General features: G+C 66.0%; 2 protein-coding genes. Both read left to right on the top strand.

Annotation, left to right across the window (positions count from 1 at the left end):
• Positions 1–619, top strand: a 619-nt coding sequence (locus ACXJL8_RS39625; protein ID WP_456686878.1) for a sugar ABC transporter substrate-binding protein, incomplete at its 5' end; no start/stop codon positions are given.
• Between the two features lie 6 nt (positions 620–625).
• The coding region (locus ACXJL8_RS39630) for a sugar ABC transporter ATP-binding protein (protein ID WP_456686879.1) at positions 626–2,056 on the top strand (1,431 nt) is incomplete at its 3' end.

The following is a 2,056-nucleotide window of genomic DNA, read 5'->3' on the forward strand; positions in this document are numbered from 1 at the left end:
CACGTTGATCGCGCCGCTCGACCAGATCAACGTCCACTCTTTCCTCGCTCCCGACAACGAGTTCATGGGCGCTTCGGTGACGCAGGCGCTGTGCAACGCGATGGGCGGCAAGGGCAAGATCATCATGACGCAAGGTGCGCTCGGCCATACCGGCGCGCAGGGACGTGCGAAAGGCTTCAACAACGTCGTCAAGCAATTCCCCGGCATCGAGGTGCTCGACACCCAGCCCGCCGACTGGGACGTCTCCAAGACCGCGCGGCTCTGGGAGACCTACCTGACCAAATATCCGCAGATCGACGCCGCGTTCTTCCACAATGACGACATGGCGCTCGCCGCCGCCAACATCATGAAGGCGCGAGGCCGCACCAACATCCTGATCGGCGGCGTCGACGCCATGCCCCCGGCGATCCAGGCGGTGAGCGAGGGGCGCATGTTCGCGACCGTGCGCAATCCGTCCTGCCGCATCCATGGCGGCGCGATCATCGCGGGCGTTTCCGCCGTGGTCGGCGGCGAGAAGAGCGGACAGGGCATCCCCAAGAACGTCGTCACCGACGGCCCGGTCGTGACCAAGGCCAACGCCGCCGGAATGCAGTGGATGCAGGATCATTTCCTGATCTGAGGCTCCATGCCTGAGGTCCGTTCGCCCATCCTGGAACTCCAGGGCATCACGAAGAGCTTCGGCGGCGTCGAAGCGCTTCGTGGTGTCGACTTCGCGCTTCTTCCCGGCGAGATCCATGGTCTCGTCGGCGAGAACGGCGCCGGAAAAAGCACGCTGATGAAGATCATCGCCGGCGTGCACACCGAATTCTCCGGCCGTTTCCTGATCGACGGACAGGAGACGCATTTCCGCTCGGCGCGCGATGCGCACGCCGCCGGCATCGCCATGGTGCATCAGGAGCTCTCTGTCGCGCCCGACCTGACGGTCGCCGAGAACGTGTTCCTGGGCAACCAGCCGACCAACCGGCTTGGTCTGGTGCAATGGCGGCGCATGGCGCGGGAGGCCGGCGAGCAGCTCGCCCGTTTCGGCATCGACGTCGATCCGATGTCGCGGCTCGGCGATCTCCCGATCGGGCTCCAGCAGTTGATCGAGATCGCGCGCGTGCTGTTCTCCGGCGCGCGCATCGTCATCCTGGACGAGCCGACCTCCGCGCTCTCTCCGCCCGAGGTCGAGCGGCTCTTTTCCACACTCCGACGCTTGCGCGAGCAAGGCACCAGCATCGTCTTCATCTCACATTTCATCGAGGACATCCTGCTTGTATCCGACACCGTGACGGTGTTCCGCAACGGGCGGAAGGTCGCCGAGACCACGGCATCGGCCACCAGCAAGGGCGCGCTGATCGAGGCCATGATCGGCCGCGCCGGCGAAGCGCTCGAGCACAGCTACACGGATGACCTCATGCTGCCGCGGCCGAGCGAGAGCTCGGTGGTGCTGAAAGTTGATCAGCTTTCGCTGGCCCGCAGCCTGAAGGACATCTCCTTCGAGGCCCGCGCCGGCGAGGTGCTCGGCATCTACGGTTTCATGGGCTGCGGCCAGCAGGAACTGTCCCGCGTCCTGTTCGGCAAGCTGAAGCCGGACGGCGGCACGCTGGCCGTCGACGGCAGGGCAAGAACCTTTGCGAGCACGGCGGCGGCACGGCGCGCCGGCGTGGCGCTGGTCCCGGAGAGCCGGCGCGCCATGCTGTTCCACCAGGAGCCGGTCTACAAGAACATCTCGATCAGCATTTTGGACCGCATCTCGGCCCTGCTGCTCAAGCCGGCGCAGGAGCGCGACATCGCCAAGCGGCAGGTCGAACAGTTGCAGATCAGGCCGCCGGTGGTCGGCCTCGACCTCGGCATGCTCTCCGGCGGCAACCAGCAGAAGGTCGCGCTCGCAAAATGGCTGACCTATCCGCCAAAGCTGCTGGTGCTGTGCGAGCCGACCCGCGGCATGGATGTCGGCGCCAAGWACGACGTCATCAACATCGTCCGCGACCTCCGCGCCAGGGGGCTCGCCATCATCGTGCTGTCGACCGAGCCGGAAACGGTGCTGTCGCTGGCCGACCGCATCCTCGTGCTC

This window comes from Bradyrhizobium sp. P5_C11_2, assembly GCF_054049755.1.